This window comes from Bordetella pseudohinzii (genome assembly GCF_000657795.2).
Taxonomy (GTDB): domain Bacteria; phylum Pseudomonadota; class Gammaproteobacteria; order Burkholderiales; family Burkholderiaceae_B; genus Bordetella; species Bordetella pseudohinzii.
The window spans coordinates 1-18,954 of sequence record NZ_JHEP02000014.1 but is presented as its reverse complement, the minus strand read 5'-3'; the positions used below and the strand labels follow the sequence as shown (position 1 = coordinate 18,954).

Annotated in this window: 17 protein-coding genes and 1 pseudogene; 9 read left to right on the top strand and 9 right to left on the bottom strand. The window is 68.5% G+C overall.

Going from position 1 to position 18,954, the window contains the following annotated elements; translation table 11 throughout:
• Positions 1-2: 2 nt before the first annotated feature.
• The 7 genes from L540_RS16735 to L540_RS16705 all read left to right on the top strand — a co-directional run bounded on the left by L540_RS16735 (position 3) and on the right by L540_RS16705 (position 6,726).
• Positions 3-1,361 carry an acetyl-CoA carboxylase biotin carboxylase subunit gene (locus tag L540_RS16735; protein WP_043208146.1) on the top strand — a complete coding sequence of 453 codons (1,359 nt, stop codon included), beginning with the start codon at positions 3-5 and terminating at the stop codon, positions 1,359-1,361.
• Positions 1,362-1,430: 69 nt separating this feature from the next.
• On the top strand, positions 1,431-1,643 hold the full coding sequence (locus L540_RS16730) for an acyl-CoA carboxylase biotin carboxyl carrier protein subunit (RefSeq protein WP_043208148.1): 213 nt from the start codon (positions 1,431-1,433) through the stop codon (positions 1,641-1,643).
• A 7-nt stretch (positions 1,644-1,650) separates the two neighbouring features.
• Entirely contained in the window at positions 1,651-3,738 is a 2,088-nt protein-coding gene (locus L540_RS16725) for a 3-hydroxyacyl-CoA dehydrogenase NAD-binding domain-containing protein (protein WP_048026555.1), read from the top strand.
• Positions 3,739-3,782: 44 nt separating this feature from the next.
• Positions 3,783-4,181 carry a Zn-ribbon domain-containing OB-fold protein gene (locus tag L540_RS16720; protein WP_109842566.1) on the top strand — a complete coding sequence of 133 codons (399 nt, stop codon included), beginning with the start codon at positions 3,783-3,785 and terminating at the stop codon, positions 4,179-4,181.
• Positions 4,181-5,353: a thiolase gene (locus L540_RS16715; protein WP_043208258.1), complete on the top strand. Its 1,173-nt coding sequence runs from the start codon at positions 4,181-4,183 to the stop codon at positions 5,351-5,353. The genes L540_RS16720 and L540_RS16715 overlap by 1 nt, the downstream gene beginning before the upstream one ends.
• A 19-nt stretch (positions 5,354-5,372) precedes the next feature.
• Entirely contained in the window at positions 5,373-6,065 is a 693-nt protein-coding gene (locus L540_RS16710; RefSeq protein WP_043208152.1) for a 3-oxoacid CoA-transferase subunit A, read from the top strand.
• Positions 6,055-6,726: a 3-oxoacid CoA-transferase subunit B gene (locus tag L540_RS16705; RefSeq protein WP_043208154.1), complete on the top strand. Its 672-nt coding sequence runs from the start codon at positions 6,055-6,057 to the stop codon at positions 6,724-6,726. The genes L540_RS16710 and L540_RS16705 overlap by 11 nt, the downstream gene beginning before the upstream one ends.
• A gap of 78 nt (positions 6,727-6,804) precedes the next feature.
• On the opposite strand, the gene L540_RS16700 is transcribed toward L540_RS16705, so the two are convergent.
• The 6 genes and pseudogenes from L540_RS16700 to L540_RS16680 form a co-directional block, all read right to left on the bottom strand.
• Complete coding sequence (locus L540_RS16700) at positions 6,805-7,755, bottom strand: Bug family tripartite tricarboxylate transporter substrate binding protein (RefSeq protein ID WP_197085664.1); 951 nt, start codon at positions 7,753-7,755, stop codon at positions 6,805-6,807.
• A gap of 78 nt (positions 7,756-7,833) precedes the next feature.
• On the bottom strand, positions 7,834-8,622 hold the full coding sequence (locus L540_RS16695) for a class II aldolase/adducin family protein (RefSeq protein ID WP_043208157.1): 789 nt from the start codon (positions 8,620-8,622) through the stop codon (positions 7,834-7,836).
• A gap of 84 nt (positions 8,623-8,706) precedes the next feature.
• On the bottom strand, positions 8,707-9,633 hold the full coding sequence (locus L540_RS16690) for a LysR family transcriptional regulator (protein WP_043208160.1): 927 nt from the start codon (positions 9,631-9,633) through the stop codon (positions 8,707-8,709).
• A 57-nt stretch (positions 9,634-9,690) separates the two neighbouring features.
• A pseudogene (locus tag L540_RS21610) lies at positions 9,691-9,876 on the bottom strand (acyl-CoA dehydrogenase family protein); the annotation flags it as partial.
• On the bottom strand, positions 9,872-10,843 hold the full coding sequence (locus L540_RS16685; protein ID WP_048026553.1) for a Bug family tripartite tricarboxylate transporter substrate binding protein: 972 nt from the start codon (positions 10,841-10,843) through the stop codon (positions 9,872-9,874). The pseudogene L540_RS21610 and the gene L540_RS16685, both read right to left, overlap by 5 nt.
• 138 nt (positions 10,844-10,981) lie before the next feature.
• A complete protein-coding gene (locus L540_RS16680) occupies positions 10,982-11,905 on the bottom strand; it encodes a LysR family transcriptional regulator (protein ID WP_043208162.1) in 924 nt (307 codons plus the stop codon).
• 159 nt (positions 11,906-12,064) lie between these two features.
• Here L540_RS16680 and L540_RS16675 point away from each other — a divergent pair, with 159 nt between their 5' ends.
• Entirely contained in the window at positions 12,065-13,684 is a 1,620-nt protein-coding gene (locus tag L540_RS16675) for a thiamine pyrophosphate-binding protein (protein ID WP_165590432.1), read from the top strand.
• 16 nt (positions 13,685-13,700) lie between these two features.
• Here L540_RS16675 and L540_RS16670 read toward each other — a convergent pair whose 3' ends face one another.
• On the bottom strand, positions 13,701-15,074 hold the full coding sequence (locus L540_RS16670) for a DHA2 family efflux MFS transporter permease subunit (protein WP_165590431.1): 1,374 nt from the start codon (positions 15,072-15,074) through the stop codon (positions 13,701-13,703).
• 129 nt (positions 15,075-15,203) lie between these two features.
• Between L540_RS16670 and L540_RS16665 the strand changes: the two genes are divergently transcribed.
• Positions 15,204-16,064: a LysR family transcriptional regulator gene (locus L540_RS16665; RefSeq protein WP_043208169.1), complete on the top strand. Its 861-nt coding sequence runs from the start codon at positions 15,204-15,206 to the stop codon at positions 16,062-16,064.
• Positions 16,065-16,076: 12 nt separating this feature from the next.
• Here the strand turns inward: L540_RS16665 and L540_RS16660 are convergent, their stop codons facing one another.
• Together L540_RS16660 and L540_RS16655 are read right to left on the bottom strand one after the other, a co-directional pair.
• The gene (locus L540_RS16660; RefSeq protein ID WP_165590430.1) at positions 16,077-16,622 is read right to left on the bottom strand and encodes an invasion associated locus B family protein; all 546 of its coding nucleotides are present in this window, start codon (positions 16,620-16,622) and stop codon (positions 16,077-16,079) included.
• Between the two features lie 5 nt (positions 16,623-16,627).
• Positions 16,628-18,954: YadA-like family protein (locus L540_RS16655; RefSeq protein WP_048026551.1), on the bottom strand; the 2,327-nt coding region annotated here is incomplete at its 5' end.

Genomic DNA, 18,954 nt, shown 5'->3' with positions numbered 1-18,954 from the left:
ATATGAAACGAGTCATCGTAGCCAATCGCGGCGCCGTCGCCCGGCGCGTCATCCGCGCCTTGCGCGGCCTGGGGATAGCGTCGGTCGCCGTCTATGCCGAGGCCGACCGTGATCTGCCGTATCTGTCCGAAGCCGACCAGGCGGTCCCGATCGGAGCTTCGCCCGCCACGCAGAGCTATCTGAATCAGGAGACCTTGCTGCGTGTCGCGCGCGAAACGGGCGCGGACGCCCTGCATCCCGGCTATGGTTTTCTGTCGGAGAACGCGGCCTTCGCCGAGGCCGTGGAGCATGCCGGCCTGGTCTTTGTCGGGCCGTCGCCGCGCTGGATCCGCATGCTGGGGCACAAGACCCAGGCGCGCGAGGCCATGCGGGCGCTGGGCATGCCCATGGCGCCGAGCAGCGCGGTGCTGGGCGATGACCTCGCGGCCTTGCGCCAGGCCGCGCAGGAGCTGGGCTATCCGGTGCTGATCAAGCCGGCCTCGGGCGGCGGCGGCATCGGCATGCTGGCCCTGGAGGGGCCGCAGGATGCGGAAGCGCAATGGACGCGCGCCAGGCAGATCGCCGAACGCAGCTTCGGCGGCTCGGATCTGTATCTGGAAAAACTGCTGCGCGACCCGCGCCACGTGGAATTCCAGTTCCTGGCCGACCGCCACGGGCAGGTGCGCTGCCTGTACGAACGCGACTGCTCCACACAGCGCCGCCACCAGAAGGTGCTGGAAGAAGCCCCGGCTCCGGCCTTGCCGCGCGCGGCGATCGAGGAAATGGGCGCCCGCCTGGAGGCCATGCTGGCGACGATGGGCTACGACGTGATCGGCACGGTGGAGATGCTGTACACGCCCGACAGCGGCTTTTCCTTCCTGGAGATCAACACCCGCCTGCAGGTCGAGCATGCGGTGACCGAAGCCGTGACCGGCGTGGACCTGGTGGCCGCGCAGCTGAGGCTGGCGGCCGGCGAGCGCATGGCGGACGTGCTGCCGCGGCCGCCGTCCCTGAGCGGCCACGCCATCGAGGCGCGCGTCTATGCCGAGGACCCGGTGCGCTTTCTGCCGTCGCCCGGCGTGCTGCGCGCCTTCCAGCCGCCCGCGATGCCCGGCGTGCGCGTCGAGACCGGCTACGCCGAAGGCTGCCGCGTGTCCAGCCATTACGACCCCATGCTGGCAAAGGTGATCGCGCATGCCGCCACGCGCGCATCGGCGCTGGACCTGCTGGACACGGCGCTGGCGCGCTTCCGCGTGGAAGGCGTCAAGACCAACATCCCCTTTGTGCGCCGTGTGCTCCAAGACCCGGCGTTTCGCGCCGGGCGCGTGGGCACCGGCATGGTGGGCCGCATGCTGGACGAAGCGCAGTCCGAGGCCGCCTAAGGGCCTCGCCGCTGCGTATCGACAGCTTTATATAGACAGCTTCGTAACGACAACATTCAGGAGCAGCTAATGTTCAAAGTGGAAACCCCCGTGGTGGGCCGTGTGGTCGCCGTCACCGTCAGCCCCGGCCAAAGGATCGAGGCGGGCGACAGCGTCGCCAAGGTCGAATCGATGAAGATGGAAATCCCCGTGGAGGCGGAGCGCGCGGGCGTGGTGGCGCGCGTGCTCGTCGGTGAAGGCGATGAGGTGGAAGAAGGCCAGGCCGTTGTCGAACTGGAGTGAGGCGGTCATGCTGATTCAAACGGAACTCCGGGAAGAAGGGCGCGTCGCGCTGCTGACACTGCGCAATCCGCCGGTCAACAGCCTGAGCGCGGCGCTGCGCGGTGAACTGCTTGCGGCCATCGACGCCGCGCTGGCCAACGAAGCGGTGCGCGCGCTGGTGCTGGCGGGCGAGGGGGATTTTTTCTGCTGCGGCGCGGAGATCCGCGAATTCAACACGCCGCTGTCGACGCGCGAGCCGACGCTGCGCGCGCTTATCGCCCGGATCGAGCGCGCGGCCAAGCCGGTGGTCGCCGCCATCCACGGCGCCGCCCTGGGCGGCGGCCTGGAACTGGCCCTGGGATGCCACTACCGCCTGGTGCTGGCCGGCGCGTCGCTGGGCCTGCCCGAGGTGAAGCTGGGCGTGTTGCCCGGCGCCGGCGGCACGCAGCGCCTGCCGCGCCTGGTGGGCGTCGAACGGGCGCTGTCCATGATCTGCGGCGGCGATCCTGTCGACGCCCGTCTGGCGGCGGAATGGGGTCTGGTCGACGAGGTCTGCGCGAAGGATCTGATCGCGCGGGCGACGGCTTATGCGCTGGCGGTCGCGGATGCGCCGCTGGAGCCGCGGGTCGTGGGCGCAAGACCGGTGGCGGCGCCCGCCGATCCTGGGGTGTACGAACGCGCCCGGAAGGAAGCGGCGCGGCGCTACCGCGGCTGCGTGGCGCCGCTGGCCTGCGTGGATTGCGTGGCCTTCGCCAGCCATTCGACGCTCGGCGATGGGCTGGCGCACGAGCGTGAGCGCTTTCTGGAACTGGTCAACGGCAGTCAGTCCAAGGCGCAGCGGCATCTCTTCTTCGCCGAGCGCGCCGCCGTCAAGCTGCCGCCCGACTGGCGCGCCCAGGCGCCGATCGCCAGGGTGGGCGTGGTGGGCGCGGGCACCATGGGCGGCGGCATCGCCATGAGTCTTGCCAATGCGGGCCTGGAAGTGGTGCTGGTCGAGCGCGAGGCGCAGGCGCTGGCGCGCGGTTGGGACGCGATCAGGAAGAATTACGCCGCCACCGCGGCCAAGGGCAGGCTGAGCGCCGCGCAGGTCGAAGAGCGCCAGGGGCGCATCCGCGGAAGCCTGCGGATGGACGAGCTGCGCGACGCCGATCTGGTCATCGAGGCCGCCTTCGAGGACATGGCCGTCAAGCGCGAGATCTTCCAGGCGCTGGACCGCATCTGCCAGCCCGGCGCGATTCTGGCGTCGAACACCTCGCGGCTGGACATCGACGAAATCGCGGCGTTCACGAAGCGTCCGGCGCAGGTGCTGGGCATGCATTTCTTCAGCCCCGCCAACGTCATGCGCCTGCTGGAAGTGGTGAAAGGCCGGGAAACCGACGGCAATGTCGTGGCGGCCGTCTTCCGGCTGGCGCGCAGAATCGGCAAGTTGCCGGTGCTGGTGGGCGTGTGCGACGGCTTCGTCGGCAACCGCATGGTCAGTCCCTATACGCGCGAGGCGCACTTTTTGCTAGAAGAAGGCGCGACGCCGTCGCAGGTGGATGAGGCGCTGCAGCGTTTCGGGCTGGCGATGGGGCCTTTGCGCATGGCCGACATGGCGGGGCTGGACATCAGCTGGGCCTTCCGCAAGCGCATGGCGCCCACACGCCCGGCGCACCTGCGCTATTCGCGCGTGGCCGACCGGCTATGCGAGCAGGGACGCTTTGGCCAGAAGACGGGCAGCGGCTTCTACCGCTATGAGCCCGGCAGCCGCACGCCGCTGGAAGACCCCGATGTGCTGGCCCTGATCGAGACCTGCGCGCGCGAGGACGGCATCGCCCGCCGCGTGGTTGAGGATGAAGAGATTGTGCAGCGCACGATGTATGCGCTGGTCAATGAAGGCGCGCGCATTCTGGAAGAGGGCATTGCGCGTCGCGCATCGGACATCGACGTCATCTATGTGAATGGTTATGGATTCCCGGTGCACCGGGGCGGACCCTTGTTCTATGCCGACCAGCAGGGGCTGGACCAGGTGCTGGCGACGATACGGCAGTTCCACGCGGCGCACGGCGAATTGTGGCGTCCCGCGCCCTTGCTGGAAAGGCTGGTCGCGCAAGGCCGGACATTCTCGGAATTGTGAGGAATAGGGGCGCCCGCCCCGCAGGACAATCAGGAGACAGGGCAATGCAGAAGGAAATGGAGGGCGGCGCGCCGCGCGGGCCGCAGGAACAGTATTTTTCGAATCTCGCCGAGGGCCGCTTCCGTATCCAGCGCTGCGCGGCCTGCGGCGCGCATCAGTTCTTCCCGCGCGTGCTGTGCATGCACTGCGGCGCGCAGGAGCTGGCATGGACCGAGCCGTCGGGCCTGGGCACGGTCTATTCGTTCAGCATCGTGCGGCGCAAGCCCGATGCGGGCGGCGACTACAACGTGGCGCTTGTCGACCTGGAGGAAGGCGTGCGCATGATGAGCCGCATTGATGGTGTGGCGCTCGACGACCTGCGCATCGGCATGCCGGTCCGCGCCCGCGTGCTGCGCGGCGAGGGCTTGCCGCTGTTGGTGTTTGTCCCGACGGAGGCCGCATGATGTCGCTGGAATCGCTGCGCGGACAGGTCGCCATCGCGGGGGTGGGGCAGGCGGGCCTGGGCGAAGCCCACGGCTATACCGAAATGGAGGTGCTGGCGCAGGCCGCCGCGCGCGCGGTCGCGGACGCCGGCCTGACCCTGCGAGACATCGACGGCTTGGCGACCTGCAGTTCGTCGGCCACGATGTGGAGCATGCCGGTGGCCGAGTACCTGGGCCTGAGGCCCCGCTACATCGAAGCCACGATGCTGGGCGGATCCAGCTTCGTCTCGCACCTGCTGCCTTCGGTGATGGCGCTGGTGTCCGGGCAGTGCAATGCGGTCCTGGTCTGCTACGGCAGCACGCAAAAGACGGCGGTGTTCGGCCGCAAAGAAGGCGTGAAGGCGCGCACGCTGCTGGACCCCCAGCCCTTCGAACATCCTTATTCGCCCCTGCAGCCCGTGACGTCCTACGCGCTGGCGGCCGCCCGGCACATGCACCAGTACGGCACGACGCGCGAGCAGCTGGCCGAAGTGGCGGTTGCCGCGCGCGCCTGGGCGCGGCTGAATCCGGAGGCGGCGATGCGCGACCCGCTATCGATCGCCGACGTGCTGGCCTCGCGTCCGGTGTCCGATCCGCTGACCGTGCGCGATTGCTGCCTGGTGAGCGACGGCGGCGGCGCCTATGTGCTGGTCCGGGCGGATCGCGCGCGCCAGCTGAAGCAGCCGCCGGTGTATGTGCTGGGCAGCGCGACGGCGGTGTGGAACCGGCAGATTTCGTCCATGGACGACCTGACCGTCACCGCGGCGGCGGAGTCGGGCAAGCGCGCGCTCGCGATGGCCGGCCTGACGGTGGCCGACGTGGATGTGGCCGAGCTGTATGACGCCTTCACGATCAATACGCTGCTCTTCCTGGAGGACCTGGGATTCTGCAGGAAAGGCGAGGGCGGGGCTTTTGTGCAGGGCGGCGCGATCGCGCCGGGCGGCCGACTGCCTGTCAATACCAATGGCGGCGGGCTGTCCTGCGTGCATCCCGGCATGTATGGCATTTTCCTGGTGATCGAGGCCGTGCGCCAGCTCAGGGCCCAGGCGGGCGCAAGACAGGTGCCCGGCGCCGACATCGCGCTGGTGCATGGCAACGGCGGCACGCTGTCCAGTCAGTCCACCGCCATTCTCGGCGGCCCGGATACGCGCTGAGGACGGAGGAGACAGATCCATGCTGGACAAGACAGTAGAGTCCCTGGCGGCCGCGGTGGCGGGCGTGCAGGACGGGGCGGTGATTCTTATCGGCGGCTTTGGCGCCTCGGGCGTGCCGACCGAACTGGTCTGCGCGCTGCTGGACCAGGGCGCGCGCGAGCTGACCATCGTCAATAACAACGCGGGCAACGGCGAACGCGGGCTGAGCGAACTGGTGCGGGCCGGCCGGGTGCGCAAGATGATCTGCTCGTTCGCGCGGTCCTCCGATCGCAAGAACCCGAATGCGGCTGCTTTCGCGCAGGCCTACCGGGCCGGCAAGGTCGAGCTGGAATGCGTGCCTCAAGGCACGATGGCCGAGCGCATGCGCGCCGCCGGCGCGGGTCTGGGGCCCTTTTTTACCCCCACGGCCTACGGCACGCCGCTGGCCCGGGGCAAGGAGACCCGCGTCATCGACGGCGTGGGCTATGTGCTGGAGTCGCCGCTCAAGGGCGACTTCGCCTTCGTCAAGGCGCGCACGGCGGATCGTTGGGGCAACCTGGTGTACCGCTACGCGGGCCGCAACTTCGCGCCGGTCATGTGCATGGCCGCCGCCACGACGGTGGCCCAGGTGGACGAAATCGTTGAGTTGGGCGGCATTGCGCCCGAACACGTGATGACGCCGGGCATTTTCGTCAAGCGGGTGGTGCAAGTGGGAGCGGGTCATGGGCTATGAAAAACTCAGCCGGCGCGACATCGCGCGCCTGGTGGCGTCGGACATCGAGGACGGCGCCTACGTCAACCTGGGCATCGGCATTCCGACGCTGGTGGCGGCCTTTCTGCCGCCTGGACGGGACGTGATCCTGCACACGGAAAACGGCATCGTCGGCATGGGGCCGGGCGATCCCGGCGCGCCGCTGGACCTGGACCTCATCAACGCCAGCAAGGAGGCGGTGACGCTGTTGCCGGGCGCATCCATCACCGACCACGTGGTGTCGTTCGCGATGATGCGCGGCGGCCATCTGGATCTGACGGTGCTGGGTGCCTTCCAGGTCTCCGAAAAGGGCGACCTGGCCAATTGGGACACGGGCGCGGCCGACACCATTCCAGCCGTCGGCGGCGCCATGGACCTGGTGGCCGGGGCGCGCCAGGTCTACATCACGATGGAACATCTCACCAAGGATGGACAGCCCAAGATCGTGCGCGAATGCAGCTACCCGCTGACGGGCGCCGGGGTGGTGGACCGCATCTATACCGACCTGGCGATCCTGGACATCACGCCCGCGGGCATGCAGGTCAGGGCGATGGTGGCGGGCCTGGCGTTCGAGGAACTGCAGGAGCTCACCGGCTGCCCGCTCGCGCTGGCGGCCGAGTGGCGGCCGATCGCCTTGCCGTAGCGGGCCGGCCGCGCCTGAGCCGGGCCTTGGCTCGGGCGCGGCGCGTCGGCCTCGGAACAGAGAATGCGCAGCGGGGCGTCAGTTGGTGGGGGCATCGAACTTCTTCACGAGGACGGCCCATTTGTCGTATTCGCTCTTGATGAAGGCGGCGAATTGTTCGGGCGTGCCGCCCAGCGGTTCGGCGCCTTCGTTGAGCATCTGCGTCTTGAGGGCCGGCAGCGCGGCATTGACCTCGCGGTTGATGGTGGCCACCACCGCGGGCGGGGTGCCCTTGGGACCGAAAAAGCCGAACCAGGAACCGGCGTCGAAGCCTGGATAACCGGATTCGGCGATGGTGGGCAGCTCGGGCAGCGCCGAGGAGCGCTTGATGGTGCTGACGGCCAGCGGCCGAAGCTTGCCGGCGCGGATCTGGCCGATGACCGAGGGGATGGTGGCGAACATGAAGTCGATGCGTCCGGCCAGCAGGTCGTTGACGGCGTCGGCGCCCTTGTAGGGGATATGCGTGGCCTGCACGCCCAGCTGGTCCATGAGCATATAGCTGGAGAGGTGGGACGAGGTGCCCACGCCGGTCGAGCTGTAGTTCAGGGGCTTCTTGGTCGTCCGGGCGTATTCGAGAAAGCCCTTGATGTCCTTGGCCGGCGAGGATGGCGGCACCACCAGCACATTGGGCACCGTGGCGATCTGCACCATGGGCACGAGGTCGGTCAGGGGATTGTAGGGCAGCTTCATGAGGGAGGGGTTGACGGCCACCGGCCCGACCGAATTGACGATGAGCGTATAGCCGTCGGGTTCGGCGCGCACCACGTATTCGGTGCCGATGTTGCCGCCGGCGCCGGGCCGGTTCTCGACCACGAAGGGCTGGCCCAGGGCGCGGGCCAGGATGGTGGTGGTGCTGCGCGTGAGCGTGTCGGTGGTGCCGCCGGGCGAGAAGGCGACCACGGTCTTGACCGCGTGATTAGGGTAGTCGGCGGCCTGGGCCGATGCACAGGCGCAGGCCAGCAAGACGCTGGCCAGGATAGGGTGTTTCATGATGTCTCCTCGGGGTTCTGCTTTGTTATGGTTGGTCTTGTCCCTGGACGCGCGCGGCGTCGCCCCAGCCGTCGGCGCTCAGAGGCGGTAGCCCGGATCCATGCGGTCGAGCTTGCGCAGCAGGGCGGGCCACTCCATCAGGCCATAGGGGCGGCGCGTGCCCGGCTGGTAGTTGTTCCAGGTGTCTTCGAGAACCTCGGGCGGCACGGCCTTGAAGGGGCTGCCTGTCGCCATGGCGGCCAGCTGCGAGCGGCAGGCCAGCTCCAGGCGATGCATCCAATTGAAGGCTTCGCCCACCGAGCGGCCGACCGTCAGCGCGCCGTGGTTGCGCAGGATGAGGGCCTCGCCCGCGCCCAGGTCGGCGATCAGCGAGGCCTGCTCGGCCGTGTCCAGCACCACGCCCTGGTAGTCGTGGTAACCGATTTTCAGGAAGCGCATGGCGGTCTGGGTGACGGGCAGCAGGCCGCATTCCAGCGAGGACACGGCCATGGAGGCCCAGCTATGCGTGTGGATCACGCAATCGACGTCGTGGCGCGCGCCATGGATGGCGCTGTGGATGACATAGCCCGCCTTGTTGATGCCGTAGTCCAGCGCCCCGAAATCGGGCCGGGCCAGGATGTCCCCGTCCAGGTCCACCTTGATGAGGCTGGAGGCGGTGATCTCCTCGTACATCATGCCGTAGGCATTGATCAGAAAGGCATTGTCCTCGCCGGGCACGCGGGCCGAGATGTGATTGGCCATCATGTCCGACATCCCGTAGAGCGCCACCAGCCGGTAGCAGGCGGCCAGGTTGACGCGGGCTTGCCATTCCTCGGGCGAGCACTGGGATTGGAGAGAGGGGATGGAGAGTATGCCGGGTGCTGTCATCACGATCCGAGAGGTGGGGGCTGGTCGTGAAGACTGTATCGGGCGGGCCGGTCGCCGCCTAGACCGCGCACCGGCATGGGGGCATCACGGATCGAGAAGGGTGGCGCCCGGCCAGCTGCCATGGCGCACCAGGCCGCGCATGACGTCGATGAGCACGACCCGGGTGGCGATGGCCGCCGGCGAAAGCTCGTCTTCGTTCAGGCAGCTCACCAGATTGCGCCGGAACAGAAAGGGGTCATCGATGGGATGCATGTCCAGCAGGCCGCTTTCGACGCGGGCGACCGCCGCGCCGGGTTGTATGGTGGCCATGGCATTGGCCTGCACGATGTCCATGAGCGTGGTCAGGCCGTCGATCTCGACCGCGATCCACGGCTCCAGGCCGGCGCGCTCGAAGGCGGCCTGCACCCAGGCGCGCAGCCCATGCGCCTTGCTGGTCACCGCCAGCGGCAAGCCCGCCAATTGCGCCATCGCCACGGGCTGGCCATCGGCCAGCGGCAGCAGCCCGCGCCGCGCCAGCAGGAAGAGCCGTTCGTCCAGGACAGGAATGGCATTCCGACTCTTGCCGCCGTCGTTCTGGAACAGCACGGCCAGTTCCAGGCGGCGCGAAGCCAGCGATTCGTTGAGATTGCCCGACAGGCCTTCGACCAGGTGCAGGCGCACGCTGGGATAGCGTTCGGTCATGGCGGCGAAAAAGGGCCGGGCAAGCATCGAAGCCGTGGTGGGCGCGAAACCCACGCTGACCATGCCCGACAGGCGCGCCTCGCGCGCGGCGGCCACGGCGCTTTCGGCATGGCGCAGCGTGAGCTGGGCCTGGCGCAGAAAGGCCTGGCCGGCCGGCGTGGGCACCACGCCGGTGGGCGTGCGCAGCAGCAGCCGCGTGGACAGTTCGCTTTCCAGGCGGCTGATCTGCTGGCTTAGCGCGGAGGCCACCACATCGAGATCGCGCGCCGCGCGGCCGATGCTGCCCAGTTCGGCCACGCGCACGAAGTAACGGAGTTGTCGCAGTTCCATGGCGCCCAGGGTAAGCGTTGCCCCTTGCCGGTGCAAGGCGGCGGCCATGCGCGTCGTTCAGGCGATCGCGTTGATTCCCAGAATTTCGCGTCCGGCGATCAATGTCTGGATCTCGGTGGTGCCTTCGGGAATCATGCCCCCGCGCGTATCGCGGAAGATGCGTTCGATCGGGTATTCCTCCGAGTAACCCAGGCCGCCGTGCACCTGTAGCGCCATGTTGGCCACTTCGTGGACGGCCTCAGTTGGCCGTGATGCCGGCTTGCTTGACGACGTCGGCCCAGTGGGCGAGATCTTTCTTCAGCAGGTCGCCCACGACTTCGGGCGGCTGGTAGCTGGCGTAATTGCCCTGCTTGATGATCTGGTCCTGGAAGGCTGGCGAGGTCACGACGGTCTTCATGGCCTGGGTCAGTTTGCGCACGACCTCGGGCGGCATGCCGGCCGGGCCGAAGATGGAGAACCAGGCTTCCAGCTGGAAGGCCGGCAGGCCGGCCTCGGCCGTGGTCGGCACATCGGGCAGCATGGGGTGGCGGCGGCTGCTGGTGATGGCCAGGCCGCGCAGCTGGCCGGCCTGTATCTGGCCGATGACGGTGGGCGGGGTGGTGATCAGCAGTTGTACGCGGTTGGCCAGCAGGTCCTGCATGGCGGGCGCGGCGCCGTTGTAGGGCACGTGGGTCAGGCGGGCATGGGTCAGCAGTTTGAATTGTTCCGTGCCCAGGTGCTGGATGGAGCCGGTGCCGGAGGAGCCGTAATAGAGGTCGGCGTCGGGTTTTTGCGCCATGGCGATGAAGTCGCGCAAGTCCTTGGCGGGCAAGGTCTTGGGCACGGTGATGACGTGCGGGCCGCGGGTGACTTCGGCGATGGGGGTGAAGCTCTTGACCGGATCCCAGGGCAGGTTGGCGGCCAGGGCGGGGTTGCCGGCATGAAAACCTTCATAGGAGAACAGCAGGGTGTAGCCGTCGGGCTTGGCGCGCGCCACGTGGCCATAGGCGATGTTGCCGCTGCCGCCGGGCTTGTTCTCGATGATGACGGGCTGGCCGAGCGCGTCTTTCAGGTGCTGGGCCAGGGCGCGGCCGGCGATGTCCATGGAGCCGCCGGCGGCCACCGGCACGACGATGCTTACGGGATGGTTGGGATAATCCTGGGCGGCCTGGCTGGCGGCGGGGGCCAGCATGGCCGCGCAGGCCAGGGCAAGGGTCCAGCGACGGGTCATGGTCTTCCTCCGGATGCGCGTCTGGGCGCGCTGTGTCGATGCGCCGTGACGGAGCCAGGGCGGATTGCCGGACATTATTGGCCGCCCGCCGGCCGCGCGCCGATGGGGCCGCGCTTGTATCAGCTATGCTTTTTTGTACTAGGCCGGATCGATGTGCAGGTCCATGCCGCTGCGCGCCAGGGTGTCGCGCAGGGTGGGCGCCAGCTCTTCGGCCACGCTGCGCGCCGCGCGCGTGAGCGGGCGCGCCACCGAGGTGGCGACCATGAGCCGGGTGGCCAGCTGGGGCGAGCCCAGGGGCGTGGCGTGCAGGCTGCCGCTGCGCAATTCTTCGGCCACGGCCGGCAGCGCGAGCACGGTGTGGGCCGCGCCGGTGACGGCCATGGCTTTCATCAGGTCGAGGTCGTCCAGCTCGTACTCCACCTTGAGGGCGACGCGGGCGCGGGCGGCGGCGGCCTCCAGGGTGCGGCGCAGGCCGTGCGTGGCGCTGGGCAAGGCCAGCGGCAGGCCGGCCAGGGTCTGCATATCGGCCCGCTGCAGGCGGGCCGGCGGCCGGGCCGAGATCAGGAACAGGCGCGCCTCGCCCAGGAAGTCCACGCCGATATGGCGCGAGCGCCGCGCGTCGTGCAGGATGGCGATGTCCAGCCGGCCGTCGACCAGCCATTCGTGCACATAGCCGCTATAGCCCGACAGAAAGTTCAGGCGCAGGCCGGGATGGCGCGCGCGCAGGCGTTGGATGAGCGGCAGGCCCAGCAGCGACAGGATGGTCGGCGTCATGCCGATGCGCACCAGGCCGGTGACGGCGCGGTCGTTGTCGGCCAGCCCGGTCATGGCCGAGGCCAGTTCGCGCATCAGGGGCTGGATGCGCTGGCGAAAGGCTTCGCCCTCGGGCGTGAGCGACACGCCGCGCCCGTGGCGGTAGAACAGGCGGGCGCCGCAGCTTTCCTCCAGGCGCTGGACCTGGCGGCCCAGGGCGGGCTGGGCCACGCCGATGACGCTGGCCGCGCGCGAGAAACTGCCGTGCTCGGCCACACTGAGAAAATACTCCAGACGCTTGATGTCCATGCTGAGTCCTTGGCTTGCCGCTCCATGGCGCTGATGATGCCTGGAATCGCCGCTTCAAGCCATGCCCAAGCGGCATAGCTGATAACGGCCGCGGGATATTGAAGCCGGCCGTCAGCCGAGCCCAGAATGCGGTCCATCCCTTTTGTCCCGCGCCCATCCATGCTCCAGACTGCTTCGCACGCCTTGCTCAATGTCCTTGCCGCCAACGGCGTGGACCGCGTTTTCCTCGTCCCCGGCGAGAGCTATCTCGGCATCCTCGATGCCCTGGTGGACTTTCCGGGCATCGACACCGTGACCTGCCGCCACGAGGGCGGGGCCGGCTATATGGCCATGGCCGATGCGCGGCTGAACGGCCGCCCCGGGGTGGCCCTGGTCAGCCGGGGGCCGGGCATGAGCAATGCCGCCATCGCGGTGCACACGGCGCAACAGGACGCCGTGCCCCTCATCATGGTGGTGGGCCAGGTGGCCAAGAAGGATTTGCGGCGCGAGGCCTTCCAGGAGATTGATTATCAGAAGATGTTTGGCGATATCGCCAAATGGGTGTTCGAGCCCACCGAGCCCGGGCAATTGGCCGAGGCGGCCTTCAAGGCCGTGCGCATGGCGACGTCGGGCACGCCGGGACCCGTGGTGCTGGTCATCCCCGAAGACATCCAGCAGCAGGCGGCCGCGCAACCCCCTTGGCGGGCCGTGCCGCATGCGGCCAGCCTGCCCGACGACGCGGCCATGGACGCCCTGGTCCATGACCTGGCGCGGGCGCGGCGTCCGCTGCTGATCGCCGGCGGCGCGCTGGAGGCCGGGCGAGGACGCGAGGCGCTGCTGGCGTTGGCGCGGGCCTGGTCCCTGCCAGTGGCGGTGTCCTTCCGCCGCCATGACGTCTTTCCGAACACGCATCCGCACTATGTCGGCGAACTGGGCCTGGCCAATCCGGCGGCGCAGATCGCGGCTTTCGAGGAGGCGGATTTCATCCTGGCCCTGGGCACCCGGCTGGGCGATATCCCGACCCAGGGCTATGCCTTTCCGGCGCTGCCCAAGCCGGCCCAGACCCTGGCGCACTGCTATCCCGACCCGCATATCGTCGGGCTTAACCATGCCGCCGACCATGGCCTGGTCTGCAGCCCGGAGGCGCTGGCCCGCGCCCTGGCCGCGCGCGCCGGCCAGGCGCCCGCCGACCGGCAGGCCTGGATCGCGCGCCTGCGCGCCCTGCACGAGGCGCGCGCGGCCTGGCCCGAGCGCGCCCCGCAAGACGGGGTGGACTTCACGGCCGTGGTGCGCAGCGTCGCGCGCCAGGCGCCGGCCGACCTGGTCGTCTGCCTGGACGCGGGCACCTTCGCCGCGCCGGTCTACCGGCATTTTCCCTTTGTGCATCCGCAGCGCCTGATGTCGCCGATAGCCGGGGCCATGGGTTATGGCGTGCCCGCGGCCCTCGCCACGGCGCTGCGCGGGCGGCGCGCGGTGTGCATGGTGGGCGACGGCGGCCTGTTGATGACGGGCAATGAAATGATCCTGGCGGCGCAGCGCCGCCTGCCCATCCTGTTCATCCTGTCCAACAATGGCAGCTATGCGTCCATCCGCATCCACCAGGAGCGGCACTACCCCGGCCGCGTAAGCGGCACCACGCTGTCGAACCCGGATTTTCTGGCGCTGGCGCGCGCCTACGGCATGCCGGCGCAACGCATCACGCAGGCCGCGCAGATCGATGCGGCCATCGCGCAGGGGTTGGGCGCCGAGGGGCCGATGTTTATCGAGGTGGCGAGCAGCCTGGCCAGCGTGCTGCCCTGATGGGGCCCGAGGCGGTTCAGGCCGCTTGCGGCCTGAGCTGGACCGGGGTGTCGATGCGGCGAAACACCAGGGCGGAGGCCATTGTGACCGCGCCGGTGACGGCAAAGGCGATGCGGAAGGCGTTGGCGGCGTCACCGCCGGCGGCAAACAGCGAGACCAGGCCGCCGCCGATCGTCACGCCCAGGCCGATGGCCAGCATCTGCACCATGGAGAAGAGGCTGTTGCCGCTGCCGGCGTCGCGCGGCGGCAGGCCTTTGAGCGTGACGCCGTTCATGGCGGCGAATTGCATGGAGTTGCTGGCGCCGAAGAGGCAGAGCACGGCGATCTCCAGCCACAGGGGGGTGACGGGCGAGAAGGTGGCGAAGGCCGCGATGGACGCGCCCACGATGACCGTGTTCCAGATCAGGAAGCGGGTGTAGCCATGGCGTTTGAGCAGGGGGGCGATCCCGCTCTTGGCGATGGCCCCGGACACGGCGGCCGGCAGCAGCATCAGCCCCGAGTGCAGAGGGCTGTAGCCCAGTTGCAATTGCATCAGCAGCGGCAGCAGAAAGGGCACGGCGCTCGAACCGATGCGACAGACCAGATTGCCGGCCAGGCCCACGCTGAAGTTGGGCGCCTGGAACAGGCCGAGGCGAAACAGCGGATCGGGGTGGCGCCGCGCATGCCAGATATAGGCCGCCACGGACAGCAGGCTCAGGCCTAGCAGCAGGCCGGCGGTGAGCAGGCGGTGGGACGAGGCCGGACCTTCCAGCGCGAGCGAAAAACTCACCATGCACAGCGACAGCAGGGCGCCGCCCAGCCAGTCGAAGCGGGGCGCGTCCGGCAGGCTGTCATCGGGCAGGTATTTCCAGACCGCCACCAGGCCGAGGGCGCCGACAGGCAGGTTGATCAGGAAGATGGTGTGCCAGCTCATGGATTGCACAAACCAGCCGCCCAGGGTGGGCCCGACGATAGGGCCCACCTGGCCGGCGATGGAGATCATGGCCAGCGCGGCCACATAGGCTTCGCCGCGTATGGCGCGCAGCACGGCCAGGCGGCCCACCGGCAGCAGCATGGCGCCGCCCACGCCTTGCACCACGCGCGCGGCGATCAATTGCGGCAGCGACTGCGACAGGGCACAGAAGACCGAGCCCAGCACGAAGAGCAGGATGGACACGAAATAGACCCGGCGCGACCCGAAACGGTCGGAGAGCCAGCCCGAGGCCGGGGTGAGCAGGGCCATGGTCAAGGTGTAGGCCACCACCACGGGATGCATTTCCAGGGCCGACACGCCCAGGCTGCTGGCCATCGACGGCAAGGCCGTGTTGATGATGGTGGTATCGAGCGCCTGCATGAAAAAACCGCCTGCTACGGTCCATAGCATGGCGGTGTGGGCGGAAGACTTGGGCATGAACTACTCGGGTCCTGAAGGCTGGCAAAGCACACTGCGCTGTGCGGTGCCGTCATTCTAGTGAGCGGCAGGCTATCGGGATATTCGTTAGGTACACTTACTGTTATCGAAATTATCGATAACAACGCCATGCTCAATCCTGTCTGGCTGCGCACCTTCGCGACGGTGGCTGCCTCGCACAGCTTCTCGGCCGCCGGCCGCGTCCTGGGCCTGACCCAGTCCACGGTCAGCGAACACATCCGCCGCCTGGAGGGCGCGGTGGGGCGGCGCCTGTTCACGCGCGACACGCATACGGTCGCCCTCACGCCCGACGGCGAAGCCATGCTGGTCCATGCGCGGGTCATCCTGGAGGCCATGGCCCATGCGGAATCGCAGTTCCGTTCGCCGCGCTTGCGCGGGCGGGTAAGGCTGGGCTGTTCCGACGATATTGCCCTGGGTCCCTTGCCGGGCATCCTGGCTGCCTTTCGCAATGCCCATCCGGACGTGGAGTTGCAGATCACCATTGCCATGACGGGCAGGCTGTATGAATTGCTGGATGCCGGCGCCATCGACCTGCTGGTGGGCAAGCGGCGGCTGGGCGATACGCGCGGCACGCGGCTGTTCACCAGCCATCTGCAATGGATCGCGCGCAGCGGCACCGAGGTGGACCTGGAGCAGCCGCTGCCCTTGGTGCTGGCCGCCGAGCCCAGCGTGACGCGCTCGGTGGTGCTCGATGCCCTGGCCGTGGCCGGCGCCAGCTGGCGCATCGTGTGCACCAGCAGTTCGCTGGCCGGCAGCAGCGCCGCCGCGCGCGGCGGCCTGGGGCTGACCGTAAGGCCGCAGTTCATGAGCGGGCGCGGGCTGGCGCCGCCAGTCAATGCCGCACGGCTGCCGCCCTTGCCCGACGTGGAGTTCGTCACCTTGGGCGCGGCGCGCTTGAGCCAGCCGGCCGAAACCCTGTTGCAAATCCTGCGCGACAGCGAACTGCGCGGCGACTGGACGACTGTGTAAGGCCTTGCGCGCTCAGCGCGCGGGCAGTTCGGCCAGGGCGGTGGTCAATCCCTGGAGCGAAAGCGTAAGGCCTAATCTTTCACCATTGCCGGCGGCCACCAGAAGCGTGAGCTGCTTGCCTTGCGTCAGGGCGCGTCTCAGGTCGGCGTCCACCATCAGCTGGGCGATGCAGCCGCGCCGTTGGCAGGCCGCGAAGGCATAACGGGTTGTCGATCCGCTGCCATCGACCTGGATGCCGACGCCTTCGGCAAGCAGGATCCCCAGCGGCAAGAGCAGCGTCGCCATCAGGCCGTCGCGCTCCACGCGCGTGAGTTCGACCCGCGCGATCAGTTGACGGGTGTCGCGCTGAAGCAATTCCTGGTAGGCGCTGCACAGGCCGCCGGGCTGGTCCAGGCAGACGACGCGCCAGTCGCCATAGTTGGCTTTTTCGATGATGCGCGGACTGGCCAAGCCTGGGGATGGCGCGACCGGCTGCGCGCTTTGGGCTAGGGTGGCGCAGGCCGCCAGGGAGAGGGCGGCGGCGATGGCGCCTGTGCCCAGAAAACGCAGATTTTTCATTTTCTTCACCATAGGAAACCCACACCCGCGCCGACGCCAAACTTGCCACGGCTATTGGCGCTGCTACCGGCTTTGAAGACCCATTGCCCATTGCTCGAGAGCCGCGACACCCCAAGGGAAACCGCGCCTTGTCCTTCGTAGGAGCCGAGACCTACGGCCAACATATTCTTGCCCGGCACATACGCCTGGGGAAGGTTGGCCAGGGCAATGGCGCCGGCCACCGCGGCATTGGCGTCGCTGCGCAGCGACGAGATCTGCCGCTGCGTCTGAGCGTAGCGCTGGTCGGTGTACTGATTGGCGCTGGCGATACCGGCATTGAGCTGGTTGACGTTGACCGCGTCCGTGCCTGCCACGCCGGGGGCGAGGTTGGAGATAGTGGTGCCGGCGGCTCCGTTGCTCAGGCTGATGCGGCTGTAGTCGGCGCTGCCATCGGCCTGGCGCTCGTACTGCACGCCGCCCGCCTGCGCGGCCTTGAGTTGGCTGACATTGACGGCATCGCTGTCCTCGGTCCCTGCCGCGACATTGGCGATCTGGCGCTTGTTCGACGCCGAGCCGACGGAAACCGTATTGGCGCGATCGGCCACCGAGCCTGAGCCCAGCGCGACGGCCCCCTCGGCCGTGGCGCTGGCCGAGGTTCCCACCGCAAGAGAATTCGTGCCCGCCGCGACAGCGCCGGCGCCCGCGGCGGCGGCGTTGTTGCCCGAGACAACAGGTTTGGCCTTGGCGTCGGTATTCTTGACCTGGAAGAAGCCGTCCGTGCCGTTCTGCAGGTCGGTGACACCCGTCAATTTGGTATCGGTGTAGGCCTTGGACTCCTGTATCGCGCCATCCAACTGACGCAGGTTGACGGCATCCGTGGCTTCCCTGGCGTCGGCCACATTGCTGATGGTGCGCGTCGAACCTGTCGCGGCATTGCCGACCGACACGGTGCCGGACGTGGTGTTGGCGACACCCGAGTATTTGCCGACATAGGTTTCCGCCCCGCGGCCGCCATCGCTGGCGTCGGCGCCCAGGGCCACGCTGCCGGCGGCGCTGGCCCTGGCGTTCTCTCCCACGGCTGTCGTTTTCACCTCGGCGGCGATGGCATGTGCGCCGAGCGCGGTCGCGCCAACGGCGGAGGCGGCACTGTGGCTGCCGATGGCCGAACTGGTCGCCGCGGACGCGCTGGCGCCGACGCCGACCGCCATGGCCAGGAGCCCGGTGGCGCCGTCGTTGGCGCGATTGCTTGCCGGCGTCCCTCCGTCATTGACGCTGTAATAGCGGAACGCGCCGTTGATGGCATTGCTGACCGTTGCCGTCATTTGGGCGACATTGACTGCATCGGTGGCGGCGCTGCCGGCCGCGATATTGCCGAGCTTGAAGCCGCCGCCGTCGATGCCGGTAGCGGTGACGCTGGGCCCGCCAGCGAGCGTCAGGCCGTTGGCGCGCAATTGGGTGGCGCCCAGGGTGATGGAGTCCAGGTTGAGATCGCGCGCCAAGGTGAAGCGGAGATGGTTGTCGGAGGCGCCCTTGTTGATGGCGAGGTTGCTGTCGGCGCTAGAGAAATCCACGGTGGCGCCGGGCGCGACATTGCTGGCGTTGGCCCCCTGGGCGGTGACGTTCCAGCCACTGTTGGCGACCGAGGAGACGGCTTGCAGCTGCGCCACGTTGACCGCATCGGTGGCGGCGCTGCCGGCCGCGATATTACCGAGCTTGAAGCCGCCGCCGTCGATCCCGGTAGCGGTGACGCTGGGCCCGCCAGCGAGCATCAGGCCATTGGCCTGCAGCTGAGTGGTGCCCAGGGTCACGGAGTTCAGATTGAGATCGCGCGCCAGGGCAAAGCGCAGCTTATTGTCAGTGGCGCCCTTGGTGATGGCGAGATTGCTGTCCGCACTGGCAAAGTCCACGGTGGCGCCGGGTGCGACGTTGCTCGCGTTGGCGCCCTGCGCGGTGACGTTCCAGCCGCTGTTGGCGACCGAGGAGACGGCTTGCAGCTGACCGACATTGACCGCATCGGTGGTCGCCGTGCCGGCGGCGATATTGCTGAGCTTGAGGCCGCCGCCGTCGATACCGGCCGTGGTGATGCTCGGGCCACCGGTCAGGGTCAGGCCGCTGGCCTGAAGCTGGGTGGTGCCGAGGGTCACGGTATCCACATCCAGGTTGCGGGACAGGGCAAAGCGCAGCTTATTGTCAGTGGCGCCCTTGGTGATGGCCAGGTTGCTGTCCGGGCTAGAGAAATCCACGGTGGCGCCGGGTGCGACGTTGCTCGCGTTGGCGCCTTGCGCCGTGACGTTCCAACCGCTGTTGGCCACCGTGGAGACCGCCTGCAGCTGACCGACGTTCACGGCATCGG

What these genes read in the sequence shown, in the direction of transcription:
- L540_RS16735 (WP_043208146.1), top strand. Translation starts at nt 3, where the DNA reads ATGAAACGAGTCATCGTAGCCAATCGCGGCGCCGTCGCCCGGCGCGTC.
- L540_RS16730 (WP_043208148.1), top strand. Translation starts at nt 1,431, where the DNA reads ATGTTCAAAGTGGAAACCCCCGTGGTGGGCCGTGTGGTCGCCGTCACC.
- L540_RS16725 (WP_048026555.1), top strand. Translation starts at nt 1,651, where the DNA reads ATGCTGATTCAAACGGAACTCCGGGAAGAAGGGCGCGTCGCGCTGCTG.
- L540_RS16720 (WP_109842566.1), top strand. Translation starts at nt 3,783, where the DNA reads ATGCAGAAGGAAATGGAGGGCGGCGCGCCGCGCGGGCCGCAGGAACAG.
- L540_RS16715 (WP_043208258.1), top strand. Translation starts at nt 4,181, where the DNA reads ATGTCGCTGGAATCGCTGCGCGGACAGGTCGCCATCGCGGGGGTGGGG.
- L540_RS16710 (WP_043208152.1), top strand. Translation starts at nt 5,373, where the DNA reads ATGCTGGACAAGACAGTAGAGTCCCTGGCGGCCGCGGTGGCGGGCGTG.
- L540_RS16705 (WP_043208154.1), top strand. Translation starts at nt 6,055, where the DNA reads ATGGGCTATGAAAAACTCAGCCGGCGCGACATCGCGCGCCTGGTGGCG.
- L540_RS16700 (WP_197085664.1), bottom strand. Translation starts at nt 7,755, where the DNA reads ATGAAACACCCTATCCTGGCCAGCGTCTTGCTGGCCTGCGCCTGTGCA.
- L540_RS16695 (WP_043208157.1), bottom strand. Translation starts at nt 8,622, where the DNA reads ATGACAGCACCCGGCATACTCTCCATCCCCTCTCTCCAATCCCAGTGC.
- L540_RS16690 (WP_043208160.1), bottom strand. Translation starts at nt 9,633, where the DNA reads ATGGAACTGCGACAACTCCGTTACTTCGTGCGCGTGGCCGAACTGGGC.
- L540_RS16685 (WP_048026553.1), bottom strand. Translation starts at nt 10,843, where the DNA reads ATGACCCGTCGCTGGACCCTTGCCCTGGCCTGCGCGGCCATGCTGGCC.
- L540_RS16680 (WP_043208162.1), bottom strand. Translation starts at nt 11,905, where the DNA reads ATGGACATCAAGCGTCTGGAGTATTTTCTCAGTGTGGCCGAGCACGGC.
- L540_RS16675 (WP_165590432.1), top strand. Translation starts at nt 12,065, where the DNA reads ATGCTCCAGACTGCTTCGCACGCCTTGCTCAATGTCCTTGCCGCCAAC.
- L540_RS16670 (WP_165590431.1), bottom strand. Translation starts at nt 15,074, where the DNA reads ATGCCCAAGTCTTCCGCCCACACCGCCATGCTATGGACCGTAGCAGGC.
- L540_RS16665 (WP_043208169.1), top strand. Translation starts at nt 15,204, where the DNA reads ATGCTCAATCCTGTCTGGCTGCGCACCTTCGCGACGGTGGCTGCCTCG.
- L540_RS16660 (WP_165590430.1), bottom strand. Translation starts at nt 16,622, where the DNA reads ATGAAAAATCTGCGTTTTCTGGGCACAGGCGCCATCGCCGCCGCCCTC.